Raw genomic sequence first — 21,090 nt, forward strand, 5'->3', positions numbered from 1 at the left:
GACAGGAAGTCAACCGCGCCCCCGTGTCGCCGCTGTGACCCCGACGTTGCGATCGTGTTTCGCGCGCACCCACCCCTCCATCCCTCAAAAGTTGCGGTAGTCGCGCGCCACTACCGCAACTTTTGGAGAGTCGGCGCGGCTCGGGAGCGCTGCTACGGTCGAGCGCATGTCGAGCGCACCCCCCGGACGGCCGCGCGCCTCCGGGGCGTCGCTCACCGGGCTGGGGACGCGGGCCGACATCCTCGCGGCGAGTGCGGCGCTGTTCTGCACGGAGGGCTTCGGCGGCACCAGCACGCACGCCATCGCAGCGGCGGCCGGCATCCGCCAGGCCTCGCTCTACCACCACTTCGGCGGCAAGCACGCGGTCCTGCTCGAGCTGCTGCTCGGCACGGTGCAGCCCTCGCTCGACGCCGCCGCCGTGCTCCTCACCCGCGACGAGCCGCCGGCCGCGCGCCTCTGGGCGCTCTGCGTCTCCGACGCGCGGCTGCTCGCGGCCGGCGAGCACAACGTCGGCGCGCTCTACCTGCTGCCCGAGCTCGGCGACGAGCGCTTCGCCGAGTTCCGCGACCGCCGCTCCGAGCTGGAGACCGCCTACCGCACCCTCGTCGCGGCCTGCGGCGCCGCCGACCCCGCGACCGGAGCCTCCCTCGTCCTCGCCCTCGTCGAGAACGTCATCCTCCAGCGCCGCCGCCAGCCCGCCGAGCCCGGCCCGTCCGCCGAGGCGGTCGCCCTCGCCGCCCTGCGCGTCCTCGACCTCCCGCGCCCCGCCGTCGCCGAGGCGCTCGCCGAGGGCCCGGCCCTGCTCGCCCGAGTCTGACCCGCTCATCCTCCAAAAGTTGCGGTAGTCGCGGCCGACTACCGCAACTTTCGCGTTCTGGCCGAGCGGCCCGCGCGCCGGAGTTAACAGGATCGACCCACGCCCGAAAAGAACGGCGCCCGAGCGCGCGGCAGGATCCGTGTCTATCAACCGATAGAAACACCCCGCCGCACCACTCAGCAGCTCGGAGCACGCATGATCATCCTCGGAGTGGGGATCACCGTCGTGGTGATCCTCGCCGTCGGCATCGCGGTCGCCCGCAAGATCGACGGCGACAGCGCCAACTACCTCGTCGCCGGACGCCGCCTCGGCATCCCGCTCGTCGCCGTCAGCCTCACCGCCGCCGCGGTCGACTCGAACGCCACCGTCGGCAACACCGACCTCACCTCGCAGTTCGGCTTCTGGGCGGGCGCCTCGCTCGCGATCGGCCTGGCGATCTGCCTCCTGATCACGGGCCTCTTCCTCGCCAAGCCGATGAACGCGATGAAGCTCTTCACGCTCGCCGACTTCTTCCGGATGCGCTACGACCGCACCACCGAGGTCGTCGCCTCGGTGATCATGGTCTTCTCCTTCACGATCCTGCTGGCCGGCAACCTGGTGGCCTGCGGCTTCCTGCTCGAGCGCTTCGCCGGCATCCCGTACGCCTGGGGCGTCATCCTCTCGGTCGCCCTCGTGCTCAGCTACACGATCGCCGGCGGCCTCTTCTCGGACGCGTACACCGCGGCCATCCAGACCGTGATCACGGTCGTCGCGGCGATCTCGCTGCTGGTCTGGGTCGCGCTCGCCTACGGCATCGTCATCCCCGAGGGCATGGGGCCGTTCGACTTCGAGCAGCTCACCGACCCGGCGATGGGCGCCCCCGTCAACTGGGCCACCCTCGTCGCCCTCGGCATCGGCGACCTCGTCGCGATCGACTTCATGCAGCGGATCTTCGGCGCCAAGTCGCCCGAGGTCGCCCGCCGCGCCTGTTACGCGGCCGCCGTCGGCACCGCGGCGATCGGCTCGATCTTCGCGATCGTCGCCCTCAGCGCCACCGCCGTCCTGGGCCTCTCGGCCGCCGACGGCCCGGTGCTGTTCACGCTGCTCGACGACTACGCGCCGCCGGTCATCGCGATCCTGGTGCTCTCCGGAGTCGTCGCCGCGTCGTTCTCGACCGCGTCCGGCGCCATCCTCGCCACCTCGGCGATCGTCGTCCGCAACGTGCTCTCGGTCCGCCGCCACTCCGGCGTCGACGCGGACCCGCTGCTGCGCTGGACCCGCGTCGCCATGGTGCCGATCGTGATCCTCGGCTCGTTCCTCGCGATCCGGGTGAGCCAGACCGGCATCCTGCTGACGCTCGCGTTCGACATCATGCTCGCCTGCCTCGCCGCGCCGTTCCTGCTCGGCGTCTTCTGGAAGCGCCCCGGAGTCGTCGCCGCGCTCACCGCGGCCGGCGTCGGCCTGGTCGTCCGCCTGGTCTGCCTGGCGCTCACCCCGACCCTCTACGGCGTGCCGAACGACATCCTCTACGTCCCGAACGACCTGATCGGAGCCGGTTTCGACGGCTATGCCACCCTCGTCGCCGCCGCGATCGGCTTCGGCACCTTCGTCGTGGTCGGCCTCCTCGCCCCGCGCACCCCGCGCGAGCTCGAGGGCGAGCGCTCCGTCCGCACCGAGCTCGACCGCGAGCAGCGCGGCGCCCTGGAGCCCGCAGGCGTCTGATCCCCGCCGCGAGATGCCACTTGTGCGCGCGACACGCCGTGAAAAGCGTGCACAAGTGGCATCTCGCGGCGGGCGGCTCACGGGAGGGGGAGCAGGACCGTCGGGGCGGGAGCGGCCTCGCGGCCTTCGAAGGCCACCGGCTGGCAGACCATCAGGTAGTCGCCGGGCTCGACCTGCGCGAGGTCCGCGTTCTCGAGGATCACGACGCCGGCGCCGCAGAGAATCACGTGGGTCGGCCACTCCTCGGTGTGCGCGGGCGCCTCCATCGTCATGTAGTCCAGGCCCGCGAAGAGCACGCCGTGCTCGACCAGCCAGCGCGCCCCGCTCGGGGCGAGGCCGACCCAGGTCTCCGACTTCACCGCGCGGGTCAGCGCGTCGGTCGAGTTGCGCGTGCGGAACAGCACGCGCACCGCCCCCTCGGCGCCGGCCGCGACGAGGTCCGCGTCGGTGATCTCCTCCGCCACCTGCCGCAGGTCGAGCACCCGGACCGGCCCGACCACGCTCTCCAGCGCGATCTCGTCGACGGTCGCGCCGCCCGGCACGAAGTGCGACGGCGCGTCGACGTGCGTGCCGGTGTGCGCGCCGATCAGCCAGCGCGAGACGTCGGAGGGGTAGCCGTCCACGATCTGCTCGACCATCTCGTAGGTCGGCCGCCGGCCCCAGTGGAGCATCTCGGTGGTGATCGGGATGTTGATCGGGATGGCGCCGGTCATGCGAGCCCTCTTCTCGTGCGGGAGTGGATCTGTGGATTCATTCACGACTATATTGGATCCAATCCGAAGTGCTCCAGGAGGCCCGCATGATCGCCGACGACTGGCCGGGCGCCTTCCCGCTGTCCCGCCCCCGCCGCCTCGTCCCGCTCGTGCTCGGCCACGAGCCGATCGCCGAGTCGATCTCGCTCCGCGGCGGCGACCCGGCGCGCTTCCTCCTCGAGCCGGTCACCGGCGCCGCGATCGACCTCGGCGACTCCTGGATCCTGATCGACGGCGGGTTCCACCTCGACCGGGTCCGCGATCCCGCCCAGCGCGCCGCGCACTACGACTACGAGAGCTACACCGCCGTCGTCCCGCCCGGCGACGCGCTCGCCGAGGGGATCGCCGCGGCCGGCCTGCGCTGGGAGGACCTCGCCCTCGTCGCCCTCTCACACCTGCACCTCGACCACACGGGCGGGCTGCGCCTCGCTCCCGCCGGCACCCCGGTCGCCCTGCAGCGGCGGGAGTGGGAGTGGCTCGGCGAGGGCCTCGGCCGCCGCGAGACCGTCGTCCCGCAGGACCTGCTCGACGCCGACGTCCGGGTGCTGCTCCTCGACGGCGACACCGAGCTCGCCCCCGGCGTGGCCGCACTCGACACCCGCGGGCACACCCCGGGCCATCAGTCGTTCCGGATCGACCTCGCCGACCGCTCGATCGTGCTCGCCTGCGACGCGGCGGACCTCCGCCGCAACCTCGACGAGCGCACCGCCTGCGGCTGGACGGCGCGCCCCGGCGACGCCGAGGCGGCTCGGCGCGCCGTTGAGCGCCTCGCCGACCTCGCGGCGCAGCCCGGCGTCGAGGTCTGGCCCGGTCACGACCCCGGCTGGCCCGCCTGGCGGCGCTGAATCGCGCGTCTCCGGCGGAACCGCCGCACTCTCACGTTCACGGCGAGCGGCCCGGTCGCGACCCCGGTCAGCCCGCCCGGCGGGACTTCCTCGAGGTTCGCTGAGACCCTCTTGCACGAGCGCTTCCGCCGTTGTAAATACTTGTGTGTCACCGGCGAAAGGCCCGGTGGCGAGGCATTTCAGACCACGTGAGGAGACCATCATGCTTCTGCAGCAGGACCCGTTCCGCGACCTCGACCGCTTCAGCCGACAGGTCTTCGGCACGGCCGCCCGACCGACCGTGATGCCCCTGGACGCCTGGCGCGAGGGCGACGACTTCGTCGTCGAGCTCGACCTGCCCGGCGTCCGGCCCGAGCGGATCGACATCGATGTCGAGCGGAACGTGCTGACCGTGCGCGCCGAGCGCGCCGGCCACCTCCCCGAGGGCGCCGACCCCGTCGCCGCCGAGCGGCAGTGGGGCGTCTTCAGCCGCCAGCTCGTCCTCGGCGACTCCCTCGACACCGAGAGCGTGCACGCCGACTACACGGCGGGCGTGCTGACGCTGCGCATCCCGATCGCCGCCAAGGCGAAGCCGCGCCGGATCAGCCTCGCCTCGAGCGACGTGGGAGCGACCGACGTGACGGTGGCCGACACGGGGCACGCCGACACGGGGCACGGCGACACAGGGGCGGCCGATACGGGGGCGAGCTCCGGCCCCGGCGCGCAGCGCACGATCGACGCCTGACCGGCGCTACTCCGCGGCGCGCCCCGAGTCCTCGATCAGCCGCACCTTCACGTTCACGGCGAGCGGGCCGGTCACCGACGGCTCCGCGTCCAGCAGGCGCCGCAGCTCCTCGCCGACCGCGCGGAGCGTCTCGGGGGCCGGCAGCGCCGCGGTCGCCGCGATGTGCGCGGTCACCGTGGTGAAGCCGTCCGAGCGGTCGATGTCGACGAGCACGTCCGGCTGCCGCAGGGCGAGCTTCACCGCGAGAGCGTCGGCGGCCGCCTCGAGCAGCGGCTGCGCGGGGTAGACCCCGGCGACGCCCTCGGTGTCGCGGATCGCGGCGGTGAGGCGCTGTGAGAGCGCGGTGTCGTCGAGAGCGGTGTCGTCGAGAGTGTCGTCGGTCGCAGTGCTGTCGGTCACGGCTGGTCCTCCCTGCTCGGGTACACGTCGTCGACGGTGACGTCGATCGCGCCGACGACGAGCTCGGTGTGCCGCTCGAGGGCGTAGCGGATCCGCTCGCGCAGGCGGTCGGCGACGGTCGCGACGGGGATCCCGAACTCGAGCGCGAAGGTCACCTCGATGCGGATCACCGCGCCCGGGGTCGCCACGTCGCCGTCGAGCGTGCAGCGGCCCATGATGACGCCGCCCATCGTGTCGCCCGCGCGCCGGATCATTCCGCGCACGGCCGCCTCGGTCAGCGCGAGCCGCAGCGTCGGGTCGGGGTGGCGAATCGGCACGTCGCGCCCGGAGCGCACCTCGGAGCGGATCGCGTCGAGCAGCCCGGCGATCCAGACCTCGTCGCGGTCGGGCTCCGCGTCGGCGCGTCGGCGCAGCGCGCTCGCGGACAGCTCGTTCAGGCGGGTGAGGTTCGCGAGCGCGAGCCGGCAGGCGGCCGAGCCCTCGATGGAGGGATCGACGGGAGTGCGTCCGCGGTCGAGGTACTCGCCGAGCTCCTCCAGCGTGTGGCCGTCGAGGTCGTCGTCGGGCACGGCGTCGTCCGGCATCTCGTCGGGCATGTCGTCGGTGGTCATCGCCATGCCTCCAGTTCGTGGAGCAGGAAGCGGCGGGCTCGGGCGAGCAGGCCGCGGACCGTCGAGACGGGGAGTTCGAGAGCGTCGGCGATCTCCTGGTAGCTGTAGCCGGCGGTCTCGCGGAGCAGCCAACAGCGTCGCTGATCGGGGGGCAATCGGTCCAGTGCTTCCCAGACGGCGTCCAGCTGGAGTCGCGCCTCGACGATCCGCTCGGGCGAGTGCTCGGCGGGCGCGGGCGGGTCCCAGTCGTCGATGTCGTCGTGGCGGCGGCGCACGCGGATCCGGTCGATCGCCTTGTGCGAGACGATCCGCATCAGCCAGTTCCGGATGTGCGCGGGGCTGTCGAGGTCGCCGAGGCGCCGCCAGCCGGTGAGGAACGCCTCCTGCACGATGTCGTCGGACTCCGCCTCGGAGCCCAGCAGCTTGGCCGCATACACCCGCATCAGCGCGCCGTGGCGTCGGGCGAGCTGCTCGAAGGCGGCGACGTCGCCGTCCACGGCCCGCGAGGCCAGCGTGGCGTCGGAGGCACGCAGCAGCGGGTCGTCGGGCAGCGCCTCGTCGGAGCGGGCCTCGTCTGAGCGAGCGTCCTCTGGCAGCGCCTCCGCCACGATCGCCACCTCCCGCCGTTCCGCCGTCGTTCCGCGTCTACGCGCGTGATCCGCAGCCGCCGCTCCGAATGCCTATCAGCCTCCACCCTCGCCGCCGAATCCGCTGGCCGGATTGCGAGCACGCTCCGCATCCGTGACGTTTCCGGCCGTCGACCCGTCTGTATCTGTAGAGCACCGGAGCGACCCCACCCCCGTCCGCCCCTGATCTCCCAGACCCGAGAGAAGCCCGACCATGCACACCTCCCCGCCATCGACAGCGCACCCGGCCGTTCCGCCCGCATCAGCCCCGACCAGCCAGGCCCCGACCGGCTCGACCTTCACGATGGGCAGCCCCTTCGCCCCGGCGAGCGGATCCGGCGGCGCCGAGCGGCGCTTCGAGGCGGCCGGCGCCGATCCCGCCGAGGCGTCCGCGGTCTACGCCGAGGCCTACGGCGGCGGATCGTTCCGCGTGCAGCCCGGCTCGCGCGGCTTCTCCTTCCGCTACGCCTACCGGGGCAGCGAGCGCGTCACCCTGCGCACCTCCGACTGCGCGGGCGCGCTGACCGGCGAGATCTCCCACCTGCGCGAGTACGTCGTCGGCTGGTTCCGCGCCGGCGGCGGCCAGCTGAACCTGCGCCCGTTCACCCGCACCGGCGCCGCGTCCGCGCCGTTCCTGCTGCCCGCCGAGCGCCAGTTCGGCCTGGCCTACCAGCCGCACCGGCAGAACCTCGTGCACTTCGCGCCCGGCTTCCTCGAGGACGTCGCGACCGAGTCGCACTCCGGCCCCCGCCAGCCCGTCTCCTTCGACCACGAGGCCGACGCCGACCCCGGCGTGCTCGCCCGCTGGCGCACCGCCGTGACCGACGCGACCGCCGCGCTCGCGAGCGCCGCGATCGCCCCGCTCGTCCGCTTCACCGCCGAGCTCAACCTCGCCCGGGCACTGCTGCTGCTCTTCCCCTGGCGCGCCTGGGACGTCCCCGCCGTGCTCCGCCGCCCCTCCGCCTCCCGGACCCGCGTCGCCCTCGACTTCCTGCAGCACCACGCGCACGAGCCGATCACCCCGGCCGACGCCGCCCGCGCCGCCGGCCTGCACACCCGCACCCTGCAGCAGGCCACCCAGCGCCACCTCGGCGTCTCGCCGTCGGTCTACCTCCGCGACGTCCGCCTCGACCGCGCCCGCCACGATCTCACCGAGGGCGACCCCTGCTCGACGACCGTCGCCGCCGTGGCCCGCGACTGGGGCTTCGGCAACCTCGGCCGCTTCGCCAGCGCCTACCAGGCCCGCTTCGAGGAGCTGCCGAGCCACACGCTGCGCCGCTGATCCTGCCGGTCAGGCTGCGAGATCGAGGCGGACCTTCCGGTCGCGCAGCACGGCGAAGGTGTCGCAGTACGGCACCCCGAGCGCCCGGCAGGCGTTCGGGATCAGGATCCGGCGCCGCGCGTCCGCCTGGAACCCCTCATGAGTGACGACGATGTGCCCGTGCGCAGCGGCGTGGGCGACGAGGAAGCAGTCCGCGACGTTCAGGAACTCGTCGACCGCCGCCCGGGTGAAGCGACCGGCGGCGGCCCAGCCGGCGAGCTCCACGAGTGCGCCGACGGTCCGGGCATCCGGCTGTGCGAACAGATCGCGATGATCGTGCGCCCAGAGTGCGAGCTCGTCCTCGGCCGCGACGATCTCCTCCCGCACCTGCTCGATGCTCCCGATGACGCCGGAGGCCGCGTCCCTCTCGAGCCATTCCCAGAACCCGGGAGCGAGATCGAAGGCGTAGTAGCGGTTCTTGGCCTCGATGAACACGTTCGTGTCGAGCAGGTACATCAGGCCACACCCAGCTCGTCGGCCAGTCTCCGGAAGGTCTCCGCCTTCGCGGTGCCGAGGAGCCGGTAGGCGTCGCCGTAGGTCGTCCCGCCGCTCCGGGCGTCCGAGACCACCGCTCGGGCGAAGCGTCGTCCGAGACGGAGGGGCTGGGTCGCGTAGAAGTTGCCGCCGCTGCGGCGGGCCCCGCGGGCCGCTTCCCGCACGCGGGCCGACTCGTCGCCGTACCGGGACCAGTACTCGTCCCTTCCGATCAGCCCGATGTCGAGGAGGCGGCGGAGGACGACCAGCGTGCTCACCCGGTAGAGCGCCGCCAGGCGATCGAGCTCCTCGGCGTCGGTCGTGCCCTGGAACGCCTCGGGCAGGGTCGCCCGGGGGACCAGCACCTCCGCGGCGACCCGATCGCACCAGCGCTCGTGCTCGTCGCGAGCGGATCCGCTCACCCCGAGCTCGGAGAGCGCGGACTCCCCGGCCATGATGTGCGCGAGCTCGTGCACGAGGGTGAAGATCTGGGCCGCCTTGGTGTCGGCGCCGTTCACGAAGACGAGCGGCGCGTGGTCGTCGACGAGCGCGAACCCGCCGAACTCGTCCGGGTCGAGTACCCGATGGGTGTCTGACCCGACCACTCCGCTGACGGACACGAGGACACCGGCGGCCTCGACGAGGTCGATAAGCCGCCGGAGTGCCGCCTCCCTACTCGGGGAGCGGCCGCGTCGCTCCCGGTCGAATCCGACCATCGTGCTGAGGCGGTCGGCGACGACCTCGACCGGCTCGTCGAGGGAGGCGGACCCGACGAGTGCGACCTCGTCGAAGCCGTGAGCGAGGGCGAAGTCGCGGTACCACGCCTGGCGACGCTGGCAGGTGGAGAGGACGTCTCGCAGATCCGGCGAGAGCTCCCGCCGCTGCCCGCTCCCGCGCGTCCGCCGGTCGGGGATCGGTGCCGTCTCCTCGGGCGGAGTCGGAAGGAGGAGGTAGCCGAAGGGGAGACGAGCCGCGCGGGCGAAGCTGCGAAGCTGCGTGAGCGTCGGCGCCGGGTCCGAGACGAGCCACCGGTCGAAGCGGGGGAAGCGCTCGCGCACGACGGTCTCGGACCAGCCGACGCGCTCCGCGGCCCACAGCAGGACCTCGGGGCTGACGGGGATCCGGACGCTCATCGACCCTCCCGAATCTCAGCTGTGCGGCCTCCATCGTAGGCGGAGGAAGTCTCAGTGCGCCGGCCCGGCGCTCTCTGCACCCCACCCCTGCGGGTCTTGCACCGGCGTCGCCACCCGCACCGGCCCTCTCGCCGACAGCTGCCGCGCAACTCCGCGGCCTGTGGACGGCGCTGGCCGCAGAGCGCGTCGTCGCTCCAGGATTCCTGCGCACTGGCTGATCCGGCGGGACGATCCCGGAGCACCGCACGTCTGATTCATGTGCGACGGATCGTCGTCACCGCGACCGAGTCGCGCATCACCTTCTACCAGGGAGAGCATCATGACCAACGTCACCCCCAGCACCCTCGCCACCACCTCGGCCAAGCACGGCACCGAGACCTCCACCGGCAAGAACACGATCGCCGACGGCGTCGTCGAGAAGGTCGCCGGCATCGCCGCCCGCCAGGTCGCCGGCGTCCACGACCTCGGTGGCGGAGCCGCCCGCGCCATCGGCGCCATCCGCAACGCGATCAACGCGCAGGACCGCGGCCAGGGCATCTCCGTCGAGGTCGGCGAGAAGCAGGTCGCCGCGGACATCACCGTCGTCGCCGAGTACCCCGTCGCGCTGCAGAAGCTCGCCGACAGCATCCGCTCCGCCGTCTCCGAGGCCATCTCCTCGGTCGTCGGCATGGAGGTCACCGAGGTCAACGTGACCGTCGCCGACGTCTACATCCCCTCGGACGACAAGGACGAGGACACCGAGAGCCGCGTCAAGTGACTCCGTCCCACCTCGGCCTGATCCTCGGCGCCGTCCTCGCCCTCACCGGCCTGGTCTTCGGCTTCTGGGCTCTCCTCTGGGTCGCCCTCGCCATGGCCGTCGGCTACGGCGTCGGCCGCGTCGTCGAGGGCAAGCTCGACCTGAGCTCGCTCGCCGACACCCTCCGCGGGCGGCGGTCCTCGTGACCGCGGCGGTGATGGCCGACCAGGCCCGCCACGGCCGCACGACGATCACCTCGCGCGCCGTGCGCAGGGTCGTGTCGGCCGTCACCGCGGAGGCGCTCGACGTCGACGCGTCGGACGTCTCGGTCGAGCTGGACGACGACGGGGGGAAGCTGCACGTCACCGCGCAGGCCCCCCTGCGCATCCGTCCGCTCGGCGAGGGGGACCGCCGCTCCGGCACGGTCCTCAGCCGTCTCAGCACGGCCCAGTCCACCATCCGCACCCGCTGCCTCGAGCTGACCGGGTCCACCATCGGGCGCGTCGACCTCCGGATCACCGGGGCCGACCTGCGCGAGCGAAGGAGAGTCTCGTGACGACCCCCGCAGCATCAGGGACCCGCTCCACGGGCGCGCTGTACCCCAGGCTCGTCCGGCGCGAGATCACCTCGTCCCGCTCCACCTCGGCGATCGTCCTCGCGGTCCTGCTCGTCCTCGTCTTCGCGTGGATCGGCACGGAGGCGGTGCTCGCCGCCCTCGGGCAGCCCGCGCTGCTCGTCGCCCCGCAGGACGGCGCGGCCGCGGTGCTCGGCGCCGCGAGCGCTCCCGTCCCGCTGATCGTGGCCGGCGGAGCGGTCGCCGCGCTGATCGGGCTCGTCCTGATCGTCGTGTCCTTCTCCCCGGGCCGTCGCGGCCGCCGCCGTGCGGCCGCCGATCGCACCGCGGCCGTCATCGACGACCGCGTGATCGCGCAGAGCCTCGCCCGCACCGCCGCCTACGCCGGCGACGTCGACCCCGACCAGGTGTCGGTCTCGATCGGCGGACGCACGGCCGGTGTCACCGTCGGCCGCACCTCCGGGCGCAGCCTCGACGTCGGCACCATCCGCGAGGCGGTCGACGCCGAGCTCGCGGGCTACGACGTCAGCCCGAAGCTCACGGCGCGCGTGCGCCTGTCCGAGAAGGGGACGGTCCGATGACCACCACCAACCGGTTCCTCAACCGCCTCCTCCTGTTCGTCGTGGGTCTCGTGCTCCTGCTCGCCGGCGGTGCCGTGGCCGCGGGAGCCCTGTTCCCCGACGTCCAGCAGACGGTCTCGACCGGCGCGGAGGACGCGACGCAGCCCACCAGCGACGCCCTCTCCGGCGGGCAGCCGTGGATCCTCTGGGGCACGGCCGTGGTCGCCCTCGTGCTGATCCTGCTGCTGGTGCGCTTCATCGTGCGACAGGGCCGGGGACGCACCTCGACGCTGCTGCGCGTCGGCTCGGGCTCCGGCTCGGGCACGCCGACCGGCGGCTCCGTCACCATCGACGCGAAGGTCGCCGAGCACGTCCTCGAGGAGGCGCTGTCGCACGATCCCTCGATCGTCGCGCTCGACGTCACCGCCTTCGAGGTCAAGCACCGCACCGTCCTCCGCGTCACCGCGCACACCCGCCGCGGCGTCTCGCCGATGCGGACCCGCCGCGCGATCGACGACGCGGTGAAGAGCTGGGACGCCGTGCTGGGCGAGGAGACCCCCGTGGTCATCCAGATCGTCAGCGGGATCCGCACCAGGATGAGCGGCAGCGCCCGCGTGCAGTAGCGGCGTCCGCGCCGCCCCGTGCCGCGCACCCGCCGCACCGGACGATCCGGCCCTCCCGCTCGGGAGGGCCGGAAGACCACTGAGGAGTACCCCATGACCGACACCGTCGGAACGAACGACCTCCGCGCCATCGACGGCGCGCACCCGGAGGACGAGTCGATCGAGCGCCTGCTCGCGACCGCCGCCGCGGAGACCGCCGCCGGCGTGACCGGCGTGCACCACCTCGGCGGCGCCGCCGCCCGCACCCTCGACCGCGCGACCCGCGCCGTCCTGGGCACCACCACGAGCCCCGGCGTGAGCATCGCCCGCGTCGACGGCGTGCTGGTCCTCGACCTCGACCTGGTGTCGGAGTACCCGCGCCCCGTCCAGGAGGTCATCGCCGCCGTCCGCGAGCAGGTCGGCAAGGCCGCCGCGCAGCTGACCCGCGAGCACGTCGTCGTCAACGTCAACGTCACCGACGTGCACGGCCCCTTCGACCCGATCGAGGTGCCCGACTCCGAGCGCGAGGACGGCCCCTCGCTGGTCGAGAAGGCCGGCGACGCGCTGGACTCCGCTCGCGAGAAGGGCGGCGCCGCCCTCGACTCCGCCCGCGAGAAGGGCGCGGCAGCGCTCGACACCGCCCGCGAGCGGACCGCCGACGCACTCGACGACGCCTCGGACCGCCTCGACGAGGCCGCCGACCGCGCCACCGCGTCGGACGCCACCGCGGACTCGCTGTCCGACGAGGTCGCGACGCGGCCGGCTGCGCCCGTGACCGACGCTCCTGTGGCCGAGCGCGCCGACGACTCCGAGCACGACTCCGCTCACGACTCCGTCGAGACCGTCGTCGTCACCGCCGATGCTCCCGCCGCCGAGTTCGTCGTCCGCGTCGAGGTGGAGCCGGTGGACGACTCCGCCTCTGCCGACGACTCCGACGTCACCGTCACCGAGCGCCGCGGGTCGGAGTAGGCCGTGCGCACCCGCTCCTACGGCTCGCGCCGGAAGCCCCGGGCCGCCTGGGCCGCTCTCGCGACCGGCGTCGTCGTCAGCTTCCTGATCGTCGTCGGCGTGCTGCTCCCGGTGCTCGGCCTGATCGGTGCAGCCGACGCGACGACCGCGGGCGTCCTCGACGTCCCGGTCGGCGCGATCACCCTCTCGATCGTGCTCAGCTACCTGGTCGCCCTGGCGTTCCTCGCGCTGGCCTTCGTCTCCCGCAACGCCGCCCTCGCCTGGGTCGCCGCGGTCGCCGCCGTCGTCGCGACCCTCGTCGGCTCGCTCTGGCCGCTGCTCGCCACCGCCTTCGCGAGCGTCGACCAGGCCGGCGACGTCATCCCCTTCCTCCAGGACCTGATCGCCCGCGTCACCGGCTGACCCCCGGCGCCGCTTCATGCTGGTCGAGTAGCCCCGAAGGGGCGTATCGAGACCCACCGTCATCAGCGTGGCGGGTCTGCTGACTCGCGTTCTGACGCGAGCGGATCTCGACACTCCCGTTGCGCCTGCTGTGCGATCAGCAGAGAGGCCGCTCGAAAGGTGTGGAGCGCTCGAGCACTGCAGAACATCAGCTGAGAAGGGGTGGCCTCCGCTGTCAGGCGAGGGCCCCTGCTCTCAGCTGATGTTGTGCGCACCCCCTGCTGGTCGAGGAGCCCCACAGGGGCGTCTCGAGACTCGCCGTCACCAGCAGGGCGGGTCTGCAGACTCGTGTTCTGACATCGGAGGATCACCGGGAAGAGACGCCCGCGAACATGCTGGTCGAGTAGCCCCGCAGGGGCGTATCGAGACCCGCCGTCCTCAGAGCGGTGGGTCTGCAGACTCGTGTTCCGACGGTGGTGGATCTCGATACGTCCGCTCCGCGGCCTACTCGATCAACATGGGCACCCCGAGGCGATCCACCCACCATCGCCCGTAGCGTGGCGGGATGACTACCAGCGCCGACCCCGACGACCTCCGCGCGCAGTACCTGCGCGTCTACGACGAGCAGCTCCGCACCGACGCCGAGACGCCGAGCGCCGTGGCGGTGACGCTCGCCGGGCCGCTCCGCCTGGTGACCTTCGCCGGCGGGCGCGGCTTCGTCACCTATCGCGACCTCGGCGGGGCGGACGAGGCGGCGATCGACGCCCTCGTCGCCGCGGCCCGCGCGCACTTCGACGCCGACCCGGAGATCCGCAAGGTCGAGTGGAAGACCCGCGGCCACGACCGGGCGCCCGGTCTGCACGAGGCGCTGCTGCGGCACGGCTTCGTCGCCGAGGAGACCGAGTCGATCATGATCGGCCCGCTCGAGGCGCTGACCCGCGACGCCCCGGTGCCCGACGGCGCGACCCTGCGCCGCGTCGTCGACGAGCCGGACGTCCGCGCGTTCAGCGCGATGATCGACGCCGCGTTCGGCGAGGACGTCGACACGGACATCGCCGACGCGCTGGTCGCGCGGCTCGCCCGCGGCGACGGCATGGAGCTGTGGGTCGCCGAGGTCGACGGCCGCATGGTCGGCGGCGGCCGGCTCGAGCCCGTCGCGGACTCCGACGTCGCCGGCATCTGGGGCGGCGCCGTGCTCGAGGAGTACCGCGGTCGCGGCATCTACCGCGCGCTCACGGCCGCGCGCGCCACCTCCGCGCTCGCGGCGGGCCGCACGCTCGTGCACAGCGACTCGACGGAGTACTCACGCCCCATCCTCGAGCGCTCGGGCCTCGTGAAGGTCTCGACGACGACCCCGTACCTCTGGCGCCGCCCTCCCATGCTGATCGAGTAGCCCGCGGAGCGGGCGTATCGAGATCCACCGTCCTGAAGACGCCGGGTCTCGATACGCCCCTGCGGGGCTACTCGACCAACATGGACGCGCGACCCGCGCAGGGCACGTTCCCTGCTGGTCGTGCAATCGACGGAGAGGGCGTGCCTTCCATGCTGATCGAGTAGCCCGCGGAGCGGGCGTATCGAGATCCACCGTCCTGAAGACGCCGAGTCTCGATACGCCCCTGCGGGGCTACTCGACCAACATGGACGCGCGACCCGCGCAGGGCACGTTCCCTGCTGGTCGTGCAATCGACGGAGAGGGCGCGCCCTTCATGCTGATCGAGTAGCCCGCGGAGCGGGCGTATCGAGATCCACCGTCCTGAAGACGCCCGGTCTCGATAGCCCCTGCGGGGCTACTCGACCAGCATGGACGCGCGACCCGCGCAGGGCACGTTCCCTGCTGGTCGTGCAATCGACGGAGAGGGCGTGCCTTCCATGCTGATCGAGTAGCCCGCGCAGCGGGCGTATCGAGATCCACCGTCATGCAGAGCGTCGGTCTCGATACGCCCCTGCGGGGCTGCTCGACCAGCATGTGGGCGTGCTCAGCTCGGCGAGCTGATCTCCAGCGCGATGTTGTCGGGGTCGCGGAACTCGAGGATGCTCTCGCCGCCGGCGTCCTTGATCGGCTCGTGCGCGATGCCGAGCTCGTCGAGCGCGGCGGCGGCCGACTTCAGGGCGTCGATGTCGGCGACGGCGAAGCTGAGGTGGTCGAGTCCGACGCGGTCCTCGTCGAAGCGGTCGCCCGCGCCGGCGACGGGGCGCAGGCCCAGGAGCCCGCCGGGGAACTTGTAGATCAGGCCGCCGAAGAGGAACGCGAGCTGCTCCTTCTGCTCCTCGGGGGCGTCCGCGGGCGGCGCCTCGAAGGCGACGTCGAAGCCGAAGACGGAGTCGTAGAAGGCGCGCGAGACGGCGATGTCGCGGACCGTCAGGCGGATGTGGGCGTAGTCGACAGCGGGGATCGGCACGGTGGTTCCTCTCGGGAGCGGAAGGGCGGAGTCGCCCTCCCTTCATCATTCGGAGCGGGCGCCGCACCCGGAGAGGGCTGGCGCCGCGCTCCGGGATCGGCTATCGCCGCTCAGTCCAGCTCGGCGGGCCGCGCCGGCTCGGCCAGCAGCGCGCGCGCCGCCATCCCGATCACCGCGCTGTACGTCGGGTACGCGAACCGCACGTTCGCGAGCGTCGCGACGTCGACGCCGGCCGCCATCGCGGTCGTCACCGACTGCACGACCTCGATCGCGTTCTCGCCGACGGCGTGCGCGCCGAGCAGCAGCTCGCGGCGCCGGTCCGCGATCAGCGTGAGGAATCCGCTCTCCCGGTCGTCGATCACGGCGCGGTCCACGCTCGAGAACGGCACCGACGCGACGATGCACTGCGGGTCGCGCTCGCGCGCCTGCTCTTGCGTGAAGCCGACGCCGGCGTAGTCCGGATCCGTGAAGCCGCCGGCCGGCAGCAGGAACTGCGGAGTGCGCCGGTTGGCGCCCAGCACCGCGTTCTCGGCCGCCGCCTCCGCCTCGAACTGCGCCGCCTGCACGAGCATGTCGCGCCCGTTCGCGTCGCCGACCGCGAAGACGTGCGGCACGACCGTCCGGAAGTACTGATCGGCCGGGATCGCCGAGCGGACGACCTCGATGCCCGCGTTCTCGAGGCCCAGGTCCTCGACGTCGGCGGGCCAGCCGGTCGCCATGATCACGGCGTCCACGCCCTCGGTGCGGGAGTCGCCGCCCTCGCGCCAGGTGATGTCGATCGAGCCGTCCTCCGCGCGGTCGAGCCGCTCGACGGTCTCGATGCCCAGGTGCACGCGCACGCCCTGGCGCTCGAAGGCGCCGGCGACGTGCTCCGAGATGCTCGCGTCCGAGGTGGTGAGGATACGCGGCGCGAGGTCGAGCAGCGTCACCTCCGAGCCGAAGGCGTTGAACACCGTCACGAGCTGCGCGCCGGTGTTGCCGCCGCCGATCACCGCGACCCGTCGGGGGAGTGTCGGCAGCGCCAGCACGTCCTCGGGCACGGTCGCGAGCTCGGCGCCCGGGATCGGCAGGCGGCGCGAGTGGCCGCCGACGCAGATCAGGATCGAGCGGGCGCGGATCCGCCGGCCGCTGTCCAGGACGAGGGTGCTCTCGTCGACGAAGCGCGCGCGGCCCTCGTGGATCAGCTCGACCCCCGCCTCCTCGAAGCGCTGCGCCTCGCGCTTGATCGAGCGGACCTTGTCGACCCGCGCGTGCACGTGGCGGACGGTCGCGGCCCAGTCGACGACGGGCGTGCCGACGTCGACGCCGTAGTCGCCGGCCGTGCGGGCCTCGCGGACGATGCGCGCGGTCTTCGCGAGCACGCGGGTGGGCACGCAGCCGGTGTTGACGCAGGTGCCGCCGACGCGGCCGGCCTCGAGCACGACCACGCTCGCGCCGAGCTCCGCGGCGCGCAGGGCGGCGGCGGTGCCGGCCGGCCCCGCGCCGATCACGGCGACGTCGTACTCCTGGGGCGCGCCGGTGGCGGCGGCGGTGCTGTCGGTGGCGTTCTGGGTGCTGGCGGGCACGGCGGGGCCTCTCGGGTCGGTGCTCGGCGGAGCGGATGTCCCCGCATCCTGGCGCCCGCGCCCTCGGTTTCTCTGAGCGCCCACGCAGGCTTGACAGCGGCTCGGTCCGCTCGCGCCGTCAGGACCGCCGAGCCCGGGTCAGGAGTTCCCGGTAGGCGCGAAGGGCGCCCTGAGCCTCCGTCGCCGAGATCGGCCGCGCCGAGTAGCCGGCCTTGGTCTTCAGTGAGAGGAGCCGCTCCAGGTGCTTCGCCGCGTCCGGGTCGGCGCGACGGAGGAGAGCGACGGCCTCGGAGTGCGAGCCGGTAGGGGAGTAGCGCCCCAGGCGTCGGATGCAAATCGCATCGCACGCGGCGATCCCCGCATGGACCGCCAGCGTGGCGAAAGCATCGGTGCTTTCGATCGTGCCGTCCGAGCCGACGAAGACCGCGGCGGCGTCGGCGAACTCCTCCGCCTTCGAGAGCCGACCCGCGGCGACGGCCAGGTCGGCGTCGCGGTCCGCGGTCATCGCGTCCCCACGAGTCGGCGGAAGGCGAGCGGGGAGCCGATCAGAGGGATGCCCTCGTCGGCGATGGAGCGCAGCACCGGCTCGTCCGCGGCGGCGTCGCGCAGCTCGCCCTCGGACATCTCGAGGACGCGGGGGTCGTTCCCGGTCCAGGCCTTCGCGTCGCGCACGAGGGCGGACACCTGCTCGTGCCAGGCGTCGGTCGGCGCCTCGGGCTGCTGGAGGAAGAGGTCGAGGTCGCTTCCCGACCTCATCTCACCGCGAGCGGCGGAGCCGAACATCGCCGCGTAGCCCGGCTGGTGCTCCCAGCCCTCGAGAGTCGAGACGAGGCGCTCGTGCAGGGTCTCGTCGAGGCGCGCGAGCTCCATGATCGCGCTGGCGGCGAGGTGGGAGCGGTTGAGCCGGTAGATCGTCGTCCTGCCGGCACTCCGGCTCGTGACGATGCCCTCCTCGACCAGGCGGGTGAGCGTGCGCCGGATTCCCTCGAGCGAGCGGCTGCCGATCCGGGTGCGCAGCTCACCGACAGTGAACCAGTCGTCGGCGCGCGCGAGAACGGTCAGCACGTCGCCGTCGACGGTCGGCGTCACGACGGCGAGAGGTCGTTGCGTCCGCATGCGGCGCTCCTCGCTCAGAAAAGTGGGTGATCGCCGACAATAATACGCCTCGATCGAGGGCCGAGCAGTGTGCTCGAGCGTCGTGATGGCGCGATCTACGCCTCGGGCCCCGGCGTCGTGACCAGCTGGAAGCCGCCCTCGATGCTGCCGTCGGGGCGGAGGGTGACGCGGGTGTAGACGGGGGTGCCGTCGCCGGTCGCGGTGCCGACCACGTCGAGCGCGTCGCCGGCGAAGAAGGCCTCGAGGCCGGTGCAGCCGGCCGAGAGCGAGCCGTCGGGGCGCTCGAGGGCGAGGCAGATCCGGGAGTCGTCGGGCGCGGTGAGCAGCAGCCGGTCGTTCTGGGTGGTCTCGAAGGTCGGGCTGTAGACGTCGGCGTCGCCCGAGATCAGCGAGAGGCCGGTGGGGATGTCGGTGGTGACGGCCCAGCCCTCGACGATCGCGGCGAAGCGGTCGGTCGCGCGCGGGGTCGGGGTCCCGGTCGCCGTTGCGGGCGCGCTCGCGGGCGGCTGCGAGACGACCGCGCCGAGGACGGAGGCGGTGGCTGCGCCGACCACGAGCCCGCCGACGAGCAGCGCGGCGCCGAGGAGGGCGAGGCGGGGGCGCGCGGGAGGCGCAGCGGGCGGGGTCGGGACGGGCGGGGTCGGCACGGGAGGCGTCGGGACGCGATCCGCGGACGGCGGGCCGGGCTGCGCCTCCGGGGGCGCCTCGGCCAGGAGCCGCCGCTGCGCCTCGACCCGCAGCGCCTCGGACCGCAGCGCCTCGTCGCGGTCGTCCCCGGTCGGGCGGGCGTAGAGCGCGCGCTCGAGATCCTGGCGCTCGTCGTCCTCGTCCTGCACGCCGTCAGTATGCCGGAGCGTCGCTCGGCCGGCGGGTCGCTCGGCGGGTCAGGGCCCCATCGTCCCGGTGCCGGGCGTCCCGTCCACCCGCAGGTACTGCAGCCGGACGACTCCGCGCGGCGAGGTGACGGCCGGCCCGTCGAGCCGCAGGTTCGTCGGCACGGCACCGCCGCCGAAGACCGGCTTGCCGGAGCCGAGCAGGATCGGGTGCAGCCACAGCGTGAGCCGGTCGAAGAGCTGCTCGGCGAACAGCGTCTGCACCAGGTCGAGGCTGCCGATCACGTGCACGGCGGAGTGGCGCTCGCGGACCGCGCGGACGGCGGCCGGCAGGTCGGCGCCGAGCTGCACCGAGCCGGACCAGGGGAGCGCCGGCGTCCCGTGCGAGGCGACGTACTTCGGGATCCGGTTGAACAGCTCCGCGATCGGCCCCTGCTGCTGCGGCCAGTAGCCCGCGAAGATCTCGTAGGTGCGCCGGCCGAGCAGCAGGGCGTCCATGCCGGCCATCCCGTCCAGGACCTGCTCGCCGACCGTCTCGTCGACCAGCGGCGCCTGCCAGCCGCCGAACGCGAAGCCGTCGCTCGGGTCCTCCTCCGGTCCACCGGGCGCCTGCGCGACCCCGTCGACGGTGCTGAACAGATCGATGTCGAGGGTTCCCACGGTGCGCTCCTCTGCGTCGGCGGCTGCGGCCACGCTCCCACTCGACGGGAGGCAGGGCAAGAGGCCGCGTCGTCGTCGCGGCCTCGTCCGCGTCACGTGTCCGGGGACACCGGCACAGCGGCGCGTAGTCCCCCGTTAGGGTGGCAATCCGTCGATCCGCGCCCGGATCCCCGGGAGATCCGCGCCGGAGCGGCGATCGCGCTCTGTACTCGTGCTCGGGCCGAGGGCTACGGTTCGACTCCACTCACCTCGGGTGTCACGAGCCCACGCTGTCGTGGGCGGATCGCTGCGCAACGATGCCGCACGGAACCCCTTCCCACGTTCGACGAGACCGGGCCCGATGGAAGGTGGGGATCGCGGCGTCGACCGGGCTCCTGCTCCTGTCCGCGGGGCTCCTCTCCGCCACCGCCGCAGAGGCGGCCACGGCCCCCACGCTCGGGAGGGCCGGGAACTTCTCGGTCCTCGGCGGCTCGACCGTCACCAACACGGGCGACACCCTCCTGCCGCTCGACCTCGGCGTCAGCCCCGGCACCGCGATCACCGGCTTCCCGCCCGGCGAGGTCCTCGGCGAGACGCACGCCGCGGACGCGGACGCCATCGGCGCCCAGTCCGACCTGGTCAAGGCGTACGACCAGCTCTCCTCGCAGGCGACCACCGAGTCCGTCGCCGGCGACCTCGTCGGCCGCACCTTCACCCCCGGCGTCTACACCGCCTCCGGCCCGATCGGAGTCACGGGCACCGTGAGACTCGACGCCGAGGGCGCGAACGGCGCCGTCTTCGTCTTCAAGGCCGCCTCGACGCTCATCACGGGCTCCGGGAGCAGGATCGAGCTGATCAACGGCGCTCAGGCGTGCAACGTCTTCTGGCAGGTCGGCAGCTCGGCGACCCTCGGCACCGGCTCCGACTTCGCCGGCTCGATCCTCGCGCTGACCTCGATCACCGTGACCAACGCCGTCACCGTCGACGGCCGCGCTCTCGCCCGCAACGGCGCGGTGACCCTGGACGACGACACCTTCGTCTCGTCCTCCTGCGCTCCGCCGACCACGGCCCCGCCGACCACTGCGCCCACCACGGCACCGCCGACCACGCCGCCGACCACGCCGCCGACGACGCCGCCGACGACGCCGCCGACGACCCCGCCCACGACGCCGCCCACGACGCCTCCGACGACTCCGCCGACAACGCCGCCGACGACCCCGCCGACGACCCCGCCGACGACGCCTCCGACGACCTCGCCCACGACGCCTCCGACCACGACGCCGCCGACGACGCCTCCGACGACTCCGCCGACG

General features: G+C 73.2%; 25 protein-coding genes and 1 pseudogene. 14 read left to right on the forward strand and 12 right to left on the reverse strand.

Translation table 11 applies throughout. The annotated features are described in order from the left end of the window. Positions 1–166 precede the first annotated feature (166 nt). A complete protein-coding gene (locus HQQ86_RS16145; RefSeq protein ID WP_173289252.1) occupies positions 167–817 on the forward strand; it encodes a TetR/AcrR family transcriptional regulator in 651 nt (216 codons plus the stop codon). Between the two features lie 195 nt (positions 818–1,012). Next, on the forward strand, positions 1,013–2,518 hold the full coding sequence (locus HQQ86_RS16150; protein WP_173289253.1) for a sodium:solute symporter family protein: 1,506 nt from the start codon (positions 1,013–1,015) through the stop codon (positions 2,516–2,518). A gap of 77 nt (positions 2,519–2,595) precedes the next feature. On the opposite strand, the gene HQQ86_RS16155 is transcribed toward HQQ86_RS16150, so the two are convergent. Further along, positions 2,596–3,231 (reverse strand): cyclase family protein, encoded by a 636-nt coding sequence (locus tag HQQ86_RS16155; protein ID WP_173289254.1) that lies wholly within the window; start codon positions 3,229–3,231, stop codon positions 2,596–2,598. A gap of 86 nt (positions 3,232–3,317) precedes the next feature. Between HQQ86_RS16155 and HQQ86_RS16160 the strand changes: the two genes are divergently transcribed. Both HQQ86_RS16160 and HQQ86_RS16165 read left to right on the forward strand, forming a co-directional pair. Then, positions 3,318–4,115, forward strand: coding sequence for an N-acyl homoserine lactonase family protein (locus HQQ86_RS16160; RefSeq protein WP_173289255.1), 798 nt, complete (start codon positions 3,318–3,320; stop codon positions 4,113–4,115). Positions 4,116–4,317: 202 nt separating this feature from the next. Further along, positions 4,318–4,710: pseudogene (locus tag HQQ86_RS16165) on the forward strand (Hsp20/alpha crystallin family protein); the annotation flags it as partial. Positions 4,711–4,845: 135 nt separating this feature from the next. Here the strand turns inward: HQQ86_RS16165 and HQQ86_RS16170 are convergent. From HQQ86_RS16170 to HQQ86_RS16180, 3 genes are read right to left on the reverse strand one after another with little or no spacing between them, the layout of a single operon-like run. Next, a complete protein-coding gene (locus tag HQQ86_RS16170; RefSeq protein WP_173289257.1) occupies positions 4,846–5,238 on the reverse strand; it encodes a hypothetical protein in 393 nt (130 codons plus the stop codon). Then, positions 5,235–5,849: an Asp23/Gls24 family envelope stress response protein gene (locus HQQ86_RS16175; protein ID WP_173289258.1), complete on the reverse strand. Its 615-nt coding sequence runs from the start codon at positions 5,847–5,849 to the stop codon at positions 5,235–5,237. Before HQQ86_RS16175 ends, HQQ86_RS16170 begins: the two co-directional genes overlap by 4 nt. Next, positions 5,846–6,457, reverse strand: coding sequence for an RNA polymerase sigma factor (locus tag HQQ86_RS16180; RefSeq protein WP_367948688.1), 612 nt, complete (start codon positions 6,455–6,457; stop codon positions 5,846–5,848). Before HQQ86_RS16180 ends, HQQ86_RS16175 begins: the two co-directional genes overlap by 4 nt. 232 nt (positions 6,458–6,689) lie before the next feature. On the opposite strand from HQQ86_RS16180, the gene HQQ86_RS16185 reads away from it, so the two are divergent. Beyond that, on the forward strand, positions 6,690–7,757 hold the full coding sequence (locus HQQ86_RS16185) for a helix-turn-helix domain-containing protein (RefSeq protein WP_173289259.1): 1,068 nt from the start codon (positions 6,690–6,692) through the stop codon (positions 7,755–7,757). Between the two features lie 9 nt (positions 7,758–7,766). Here HQQ86_RS16185 and HQQ86_RS16190 read toward each other — a convergent pair whose 3' ends face one another. Next, positions 7,767–8,252, reverse strand: a complete 486-nt coding sequence (locus HQQ86_RS16190; protein WP_173289260.1) for a DUF4411 family protein — start codon at positions 8,250–8,252, stop codon at positions 7,767–7,769. Beyond that, positions 8,252–9,403 (reverse strand): ImmA/IrrE family metallo-endopeptidase, encoded by a 1,152-nt coding sequence (locus HQQ86_RS16195; RefSeq protein WP_173289261.1) that lies wholly within the window; start codon positions 9,401–9,403, stop codon positions 8,252–8,254. The genes HQQ86_RS16190 and HQQ86_RS16195 overlap by 1 nt, the downstream gene beginning before the upstream one ends. 319 nt (positions 9,404–9,722) lie before the next feature. Between HQQ86_RS16195 and HQQ86_RS16200 the strand changes: the two genes are divergently transcribed. From HQQ86_RS16200 to HQQ86_RS16235, 8 genes are all read left to right on the forward strand, one after another. Next, complete coding sequence (locus HQQ86_RS16200; RefSeq protein WP_127888090.1) at positions 9,723–10,160, forward strand: Asp23/Gls24 family envelope stress response protein; 438 nt, start codon at positions 9,723–9,725, stop codon at positions 10,158–10,160. Beyond that, complete coding sequence (locus HQQ86_RS16205) at positions 10,157–10,345, forward strand: DUF2273 domain-containing protein (protein ID WP_173289262.1); 189 nt, start codon at positions 10,157–10,159, stop codon at positions 10,343–10,345. The genes HQQ86_RS16200 and HQQ86_RS16205 overlap by 4 nt, the downstream gene beginning before the upstream one ends. Further along, positions 10,342–10,695 carry a hypothetical protein gene (locus HQQ86_RS16210; protein ID WP_243581525.1) on the forward strand — a complete coding sequence of 118 codons (354 nt, stop codon included), beginning with the start codon at positions 10,342–10,344 and terminating at the stop codon, positions 10,693–10,695. Before HQQ86_RS16205 ends, HQQ86_RS16210 begins: the two co-directional genes overlap by 4 nt. Continuing rightward, positions 10,692–11,294, forward strand: a complete 603-nt coding sequence (locus tag HQQ86_RS16215; protein WP_173289263.1) for a DUF6286 domain-containing protein — start codon at positions 10,692–10,694, stop codon at positions 11,292–11,294. Before HQQ86_RS16210 ends, HQQ86_RS16215 begins: the two co-directional genes overlap by 4 nt. Further along, positions 11,291–11,896, forward strand: a complete 606-nt coding sequence (locus HQQ86_RS16220; protein WP_173289264.1) for a hypothetical protein — start codon at positions 11,291–11,293, stop codon at positions 11,894–11,896. Before HQQ86_RS16215 ends, HQQ86_RS16220 begins: the two co-directional genes overlap by 4 nt. 93 nt (positions 11,897–11,989) lie before the next feature. Beyond that, positions 11,990–12,844 carry an Asp23/Gls24 family envelope stress response protein gene (locus tag HQQ86_RS16225; protein ID WP_173289265.1) on the forward strand — a complete coding sequence of 285 codons (855 nt, stop codon included), beginning with the start codon at positions 11,990–11,992 and terminating at the stop codon, positions 12,842–12,844. 3 nt (positions 12,845–12,847) lie between these two features. After that, on the forward strand, positions 12,848–13,246 hold the full coding sequence (locus HQQ86_RS16230; protein WP_173289266.1) for a hypothetical protein: 399 nt from the start codon (positions 12,848–12,850) through the stop codon (positions 13,244–13,246). Positions 13,247–13,790: 544 nt separating this feature from the next. Further along, a complete protein-coding gene (locus HQQ86_RS16235; protein ID WP_173289267.1) occupies positions 13,791–14,618 on the forward strand; it encodes a GNAT family N-acetyltransferase in 828 nt (275 codons plus the stop codon). Between the two features lie 583 nt (positions 14,619–15,201). On the opposite strand, the gene HQQ86_RS16240 is transcribed toward HQQ86_RS16235, so the two are convergent. The 6 genes from HQQ86_RS16240 to HQQ86_RS16265 form a co-directional block, all read right to left on the reverse strand. Next, complete coding sequence (locus HQQ86_RS16240) at positions 15,202–15,624, reverse strand: VOC family protein (protein WP_173289268.1); 423 nt, start codon at positions 15,622–15,624, stop codon at positions 15,202–15,204. A gap of 110 nt (positions 15,625–15,734) precedes the next feature. Beyond that, positions 15,735–17,189, reverse strand: a complete 1,455-nt coding sequence (locus HQQ86_RS22140) for an NAD(P)/FAD-dependent oxidoreductase (protein ID WP_173289269.1) — start codon at positions 17,187–17,189, stop codon at positions 15,735–15,737. A 118-nt stretch (positions 17,190–17,307) separates the two neighbouring features. After that, positions 17,308–17,694, reverse strand: coding sequence for a DUF4129 domain-containing protein (locus HQQ86_RS16250; protein WP_173289270.1), 387 nt, complete (start codon positions 17,692–17,694; stop codon positions 17,308–17,310). Further along, positions 17,691–18,305 (reverse strand): nucleotidyltransferase domain-containing protein, encoded by a 615-nt coding sequence (locus HQQ86_RS16255; RefSeq protein ID WP_173289271.1) that lies wholly within the window; start codon positions 18,303–18,305, stop codon positions 17,691–17,693. Before HQQ86_RS16255 ends, HQQ86_RS16250 begins: the two co-directional genes overlap by 4 nt. A 95-nt stretch (positions 18,306–18,400) precedes the next feature. Then, complete coding sequence (locus tag HQQ86_RS16260; protein ID WP_173289272.1) at positions 18,401–19,141, reverse strand: hypothetical protein; 741 nt, start codon at positions 19,139–19,141, stop codon at positions 18,401–18,403. 48 nt (positions 19,142–19,189) lie between these two features. Beyond that, complete coding sequence (locus tag HQQ86_RS16265; RefSeq protein WP_173289428.1) at positions 19,190–19,798, reverse strand: dihydrofolate reductase family protein; 609 nt, start codon at positions 19,796–19,798, stop codon at positions 19,190–19,192. 347 nt (positions 19,799–20,145) lie between these two features. On the opposite strand from HQQ86_RS16265, the gene HQQ86_RS16270 reads away from it, so the two are divergent. Further along, the coding region (locus HQQ86_RS16270; RefSeq protein WP_367948689.1) for an ice-binding family protein at positions 20,146–21,090 on the forward strand (945 nt) is incomplete at its 3' end.

Origin of the sequence: Rathayibacter sp. VKM Ac-2857 (genome assembly GCF_013205025.1) — a bacterium.
Taxonomy (GTDB): domain Bacteria; phylum Actinomycetota; class Actinomycetes; order Actinomycetales; family Microbacteriaceae; genus Rathayibacter.